This window comes from Kitasatospora sp. NPDC057015 (assembly GCF_042673745.1).
In the GTDB taxonomy this organism is placed as follows: domain Bacteria; phylum Actinomycetota; class Actinomycetes; order Streptomycetales; family Streptomycetaceae; genus Kitasatospora.
On sequence record NZ_JBHUSG010000104.1, the window covers coordinates 1 to 6,413 of the forward strand.

Annotated in this window: 4 protein-coding genes and 1 pseudogene; 2 read left to right on the forward strand and 3 right to left on the reverse strand. The window is 72.9% G+C overall.

Features of this window, described 5'->3' with window-relative positions:
* Both ACFTWP_RS41010 and ACFTWP_RS41015 read left to right on the forward strand, forming a co-directional pair.
* Window positions 1-1,611 (forward strand): LuxR C-terminal-related transcriptional regulator (locus tag ACFTWP_RS41010; protein WP_380270297.1); only part of this gene is annotated, 1,611 nt, incomplete at its 5' end.
* Between the two features lie 176 nt (window positions 1,612-1,787).
* Window positions 1,788-3,080: pseudogene (locus ACFTWP_RS41015) on the forward strand (transposase).
* Window positions 3,081-3,158: 78 nt separating this feature from the next.
* Here the strand turns inward: ACFTWP_RS41015 and ACFTWP_RS41020 are convergent.
* The 3 genes from ACFTWP_RS41020 to ACFTWP_RS41030 form a co-directional block, all read right to left on the reverse strand.
* Complete coding sequence (locus ACFTWP_RS41020) at window positions 3,159-3,575, reverse strand: hypothetical protein (protein WP_380270298.1); 417 nt, start codon at window positions 3,573-3,575, stop codon at window positions 3,159-3,161.
* A 222-nt stretch (window positions 3,576-3,797) separates the two neighbouring features.
* Window positions 3,798-4,286 (reverse strand): ATP-binding protein, encoded by a 489-nt coding sequence (locus ACFTWP_RS41025; RefSeq protein WP_380270299.1) that lies wholly within the window; start codon window positions 4,284-4,286, stop codon window positions 3,798-3,800.
* A gap of 474 nt (window positions 4,287-4,760) precedes the next feature.
* The coding region (locus ACFTWP_RS41030; RefSeq protein ID WP_380270300.1) for a LuxR C-terminal-related transcriptional regulator at window positions 4,761-6,413 on the reverse strand (1,653 nt) is incomplete at its 5' end.

Consider the following 6,413-nt stretch of genomic DNA (forward strand, 5'->3'; position numbering starts at 1 on the left):
GACGAAGGCACCGCCACCACCCTCCTCCACGACATCCTCGCCCAACCCCGCCTCGACCCCGACCTACGCACCCGCTCCGCCCTCGCCCTCTCCCGGATGGCCAAGAACGGCATTGACTACACCACCACCGCCACCGCCCTGCGCCGCATCCTCACCGACCCCCAACTCCCCACCGCCGCCCGCGGCGAGATCCGCCTCACCCTCGGCCTCCTGACGGTCAACCAGGGCCGTAACGCTTCCGGTGAGAGCGAGTTGAAACGTGCCGTGGAGGAACTGGCGACCCGGCCCGACCTCGCCGCCCGCGCCATGGTCGCCCTGGCCCTGGACGACCAAAAGCCCCCGCAGGACGCGCGGGCCTGGCTGGAACGCGCCGAGAACGCCGTCCGTGACAGCCCCGACCGCGCCGCGCGTGCCGCCGTCCGCGCCACCCGCCTCAGCCTGATGGCCACCGCCGGGGACCAGGACGTGTGGGACCTCGTCGACCGGCTTCCCCGCGACGACGCCGACCCCGAAGTACTGCGCCAGACCGCCCGCGCCCTGCACAACGTCGCCGACGCCGCCCTCGGCACCGGGTACGACACCCGGGCCGCAGCCCTGCTCCACGAGAGCCTGGACCTCGCCCGACGGCTGGGCACGCTGGTCGTCGTGGAGTGCCTGGGCGCCATCGACCTCCTGCGACTGGACTGGCTGGCTGGTCGCTGGGGCCACCTGGAGGCCGATCACGCCGCCCTCACCGCCCGGTACCCCGACATGGCCAGCGCGGCCTGCGACGCACACCTGACCGCCGGATACCTGGCCGCCGCCCGCGGGCAGTGGACCCGCGCCCTGGACCAGCTCGGCCAAGCCGCCCGTATCGCGGAAGCGGCCACCGAGGCGGACTGGAAGCTGCGGGTCGCGGCGGGCACCGTCCAGGTCCAGCTCGCCCGTGACCAGGCCCAGGACGCCTGGACCAGCACCGCTCCGGCCCTGCGCGTCCTGCGCACCGCCGCCTGCTGGCCGGTGGCCAGCGACCTGGTGCCGCTGGCCCTCCAGGCCGCACTCGCCACCGGCCACGGCCGGGAGGCCCGCGAGCTCGTCTCAGAAGCCGAACACGCCCTGGACGGCGTGGGCGCACCTGCCGCGCACGCCGAGACGCACCTCGCCCGCGGCCTGCTCCTCCAGCACGACGGCGACACGACCGCCGCCGCCGACCGCTTCGACCGCGCCCGCCTCACCTTCCAGGCCATCGGCCGCCCCTACTACGGCGCCCGCGCCCTGGAACACCACGCGCGGGCCCTCGCCCCCACCGACCCCCACACCGCCGCCCACCACCTCACCGAAGCCGCCGCCACCCACACCGCCCTCGGCGCCACCGCCGACGCCGCCCGCTGCCAACAAGCCCTACGCGAACTCGGCCTCAACCGCCCCACCCCCCGCGGCCGCCGCAGCTACGGCGAACACCTCTCCCCCCGCGAAACCCAGGTCGCCCAACTACTCACCACCGGCGCCACCAACAACGACATCGCCCAAGCCCTCGCCATCTCCCCCCGCACCGTCGAACAACACGTCGCCAACACCCTCAAGAAACTCCACACCACCCGCAACGACATCGCGGCCGCCGGGAAGCCCTGACGAGCTGTCGGCCTGGGGGCGGGCGCGCCGACGCGGCGCACCGTGCGGCGAGTCACCGGTGTACGCCGCCCGCGAGGGTCTGTCCATTGAACGGCTCTGTCCCGTATTAGGTGGTAACCAAGCGTGATGGGCGTCGTTGGCAGGTCATGCGGGATGTCAACGAGCTTGTGGGTACGGTGTTTTCGGGGCTGTCGCCGCTGGTGATCGAGGATGTGGTGAACGAGGGCGGGCTGATCCGGGTGGTGGCCCGAACCCCTGGCGGTCCGGTGCCCTGCCCGCTCTGCGGGGCACTCACGGACCGGGTGCACGGCTTCCACCAGCGGATGGTGGCGGACGTGCCGGCGGACGGCCGACGGGTGCTCGTGGCGGTGCGTGTCCGTCGCCTGGCCTGTCCGGTACTCGGCTGTCGGCGGCAGACGTTCCGCGAGCAGGTACCCAGTTTGCTGGAACGCTACCAGCGTCGAACGACCGACTCACGGACCAACTCGACTCGGTCGTCAAGGAGTTGGCAGGCCGGGCGGCCTCCCGCCTGCTGAGAGTTCTTGCGGCGCCGGCCTCCCGGTCCACGGCCCTGCGGGCACTGTTGCGTGTGCCGCTGCCCGCACGGCGGGTGCCGCGGGTCCTGGGCGTGGACGACTTCGCCCTGCGTCGCCGCTGCCGGTACGCAACCGTGCTGATCGACGCCGAGACTGGCGAGCGGATCGACGTCCTGCCCGGACGAGGTGCCGACGCCTTGGAGACATGGCTGCGTGAGCACCCCGGCGTCGAAGGTCCACGACCTGCTCGACAAGGGCGTGGGCCTTCTCGAGTGCGCCCGCCGTCTGAACCTGGCGCTGAACACCGTCAAGCGATACGCGCGCAATCCCGAGCCCTCGGGCCTGCGACGGGCGCCGCAGTACCGGCCCACGCTCGTGGACCCCTACCGCGACCACCTGCGGACCCGCCGGACGGAGGACCCCGCCGTCCCGGTCCTCCAGCTGTTCCGGGAGATCAAGGGCCGCGGATACGCCGGAAGCCTCAACCTTCTCTCTCGGTACATCACTCAGGGCCGGGCTGAGAGCGACCGCCCGGTGATCAGCCCGCGCCGCCTCGCCCGCCTCATGCTCACCCGCCCCGACCGGCTACGAGAAATGGACACCGACCTGCTCAAGCCCCTCACCACTACCTGCCCGGAGACGACCGAGCTCACAGGGCTCGTCCGCTCATTCGCCGCACTCCTCGCCCCGGCTCCCGGCAACGACGCCGAGCTCGCTCGGCGGATCGCTGCAGCCCGCGCTGCCGACCTGCCTCACCTGCACAGCTTCTGCAACGGTCTCGAACTCGACCGCGCCGCAGTCGATGCCCGCCTCACCCTGCCGCACCACAACGGCCGCACCGAAGGCGTCAACACCCACACCAAGAGGATCACGCGGCAGATGCACGGCCGGGCCGGATTCGCCCTGCTCCCACACCGAATCCTCCTCGCCTGAATCACAGACGGTTACCACCGAATGCGGGACAGAGCCGAATACGGGACAGAGTCGTTCTTTTTACAGATCCGCCCGCGATCATGGCGGCGGCACCTGCCGGCCGTCCTCGCCGGGCGTGCCCGGCCGACGGCGCCACACGGTCGCGAGCGGTGTGGGAAGCGTCATGACGCGGAGGCACCCGGCGGCCGTGAGCACCCGGAAGGCCAGGCGGGTGCGACGCTCGTCGCTGGAGAAGACCCAGGGCCCAGGTATCAGCACCACCCGGTGGGAGCCGTCCATCACGGCATGGACGAGCGCCTCGAACTGGGGCCGTCGCGGTTGCCGCTCCCGGGTGGCGGTGTTGTTGTCGAGGTACACCGCCGGGGCCGGCAGTCCCAGGCGGACCGCGAAGCGCCGCATGGCCTCGCAGTGGCCCTCCACCGGGATCGGGCTGTGCGGATGGCGGCGGAGGTAGGCCGCGGGCCGCAGAAGGGCGGACGTGTCAGCTGTACTCATGCGTGGGCTCCCTGAGGAGTGCGGGGGACGAACCGTTGCCGAGGGCCCGCCGGGCTGGAGCGGCTGGTGCGAGGGAGGCCGCCGCGACGGTTGCGGGGAGGTCGGATCGTCGGTGGGGCGCCGGTCTGCCGGGCAACAGATCGGACGGGTTGCACAGTCGCCAGGCCAGTCGCCGCATGCGGTTGCGGGCCCGGCGGGCCGCCGGGGCGGTGATCCGGGGGTTCACAGGTCGGCCCAGTAGGTGGTGCCGTGGTCGCCGGGCCGGTGGCCGTGTGCGGTGGCCAGGACGGCGATGATGGCGTGGCCTCGGCCGTGTTCGTCGGGTGCGCGGCTGGTGGTCCGGGTGCTGTTCCGAGCGGCCGGTCCGCCGTCGTCGACCTCGATGTGCAGCACCTCTCCCGGGGCCGGACGGCCGAGGTGGAGGGCGATCGGGGGGAGGGCGTGCTCGACGGCGTTGGTGACGAGTTCGGAGACGACGATCAGGGCCTGGTCGGTGGTGTCCTCGTCCAGACCCCAGGCGCCGAGGGCGTCGCGGGTGATGCGCCGCGCGGTGCCCGCGGACTCGGGGGCGTGCGCGAGTGCCCAGACGGAGTTGTCGGGGCTGGGCCGCTCGTCGGTGGGGTGCTCCGGGGGGAGGGTGGTCGTGGAGCCCGTCAGGCCGGCCGCCGGGCCGTCGAGCGTTCCGGTCGGACTGGTGGCGATGGCTTCCATGGCAGGTCTCCTCTACCGCTGTCCCGGTCGGGATGTCTGTTCTGCCCCCCCTGTCTCCCTCAATGAGGCCCGTCAACGAAGATCGATCGGCCGTCGGAAAGGTCACGGCGGGATAACGGAAGGCTCCGGTCGCACGGGATCGGTAGGTGGAGGACCACGTAGTCGAGCGCGTGATCGCAGTCCGGCTGCCGCCGGCGAGACGTTCGCCCGCCCCGCTTCAGGCCGACCGCAGACGGGCGGCGGGCAGGGGTGCCGGTGGCGTCGGCCGGATGCGCGGGCCGTGGTGGGTACTGACCGCGCAGCTCGGTGCCTCCCCCGGGGCGCAGGCACCCGCAGCGACGGTCACACCCGGTGGAGCGGGCGACGCCGTCCGCTGGGACGACCGACACGGACCCGGGCGAACAGCATGCCCGGCCGCTGGGGCCGCTGCAGCTTCCGACCGTGCGGGATTCGGCCCCTTGCCTGCTGGGTGTCTCAGTTGTCGTCGCGGTGTGCCGGGAGGTCCTGCCCGTGGTCGGTGGGGGTGTCGAACTTGGGCATGTCGTCGCGGGTGGTGTGGAGTTTCCTGAGGGTGTTGGCGACGTGTTGTTCGACGGTGCGGGGGGAGATGGCGAGGGCTTGGGCGATGTCGTTGTTGGTGGCGCCGGTGGTGAGCAGTTGGGCGACCTGGGTTTCGCGGGGGGAGAGGTGTTCGCCGTAGCTGCGGCGGCCGCGGGGGGTGGGGCGGTTGAGGCCGAGTTCGCGTAGGGCTTGTTGGCAGCGGGCGGCGTCGGCGGTGGCGCCGAGGGAGGTGTGGGTGGCGGCGGCTTCGGTGAGGTGGTGGGCGGCGGTGTGGGGGTCGGTGGGGGCGAGGGCGCGCGCGGTGTGTTCCAGGGCCTGGGCCGCGAGGTGGGGGCGACCGATCGCGGCGAGGGTGAGGCGGGCGCGGTCGAAGCGGTCGGCGGCGGCGGTCGGGTCGCCGTCGTGTTGGAGGAGCAGGCCCCGCACGGCGTCGACTGCGGCTCGGGAGGCGGGAGCGTGCAGGCCTTCGACGGCCCGCTCGGCCTCGGCGGCAAGGTCCCGCGCGGCCTGGTGGTGGCCGCCGACGAGCGCGGCCTGGACGGCCACGGTCAGCAGGCCTGCGGACCTGCTCCAGGCGGAGGTGTTGCGCACGGACTCCAGGGCCGGCAACACAACGGCCCAGGCGTCCTGCGGCTGGCTGCGGGCGAGGTGGACCTGCGCGATGCCCGCCGCGGCCCGAAGCGCCTCGTCCGGCTGGAACCCCGACTCCGCGAGGCGGGCGACCTGGCGCAGCTGTTCCAGTGCGTGCGTCCACTGCCCGCGGGCGGCGGCCAGGTATCCGCGGTCCACGCAGGTCTGGATGAGGATGGCGACGTTGTTGGGGTACTGCGCGAGGAGGGCGGTGCGGTCGGCCTCCAGGTGGTCCCACCGGCCCGCGTGCCAGTCCAGCCGCAGCAGGTCGCTGGCGCTGTACGACTCGACGAGCGGCGTCGTGCCCAGTCGTCGGGCGAGGTCCAGGCTCCCGTGGAGCAGGGCTTCGGCGCGTTCGTCGTGCCCGGTCAGGAGAGCGTAGTAGCCGACGTTGTAGAGGGCGCGGGCGCTCTGGCGCAGTACCTCGGGGTCGTGGTCCTCAAGCGGAAGGCGGTCGGTGAGCTCCCAGACCTGAGGGTCGGTCTCCTTGGCCATCAGGGTGAGGCGGGTGGCGTGGACGGCTGCCTGCACACCGCGGTTCGGGCTGTCGCGGACGGCGTTCTCGGAGCGCTCGATCCACTCCTTCGCCTTCTCCGGGGTGAGGTTCGGGTCACCGGCGAGGGCGGCCATGGCGCGGGCGGCGATGTCGGGGCGGGTGGCCAGCTCCGTGAGGGCCCGTTCCAGCTCACGGATGCCGGCAAGGTCGCCGGCCGGGTTGAGCATCCGGAGGCCGAGGGTGAGGCGGATCTCGCCGCGGGCCGCGGTGGGTAGCTGCGGGTCGGTGAGGATGCGGCGCAGGGCGGTGGCGCTGGCGGTGTGGTCGACCGCATGGATCGCGATGCGGGAGAGGGCGAGGGCGGAGCGGGTGCGTAGGTCGGGGTCGAGGCGGGGTTGGGCGAGGATGTCGTGGAGGAGGGTGGTGGCGGTGCCTTCGTC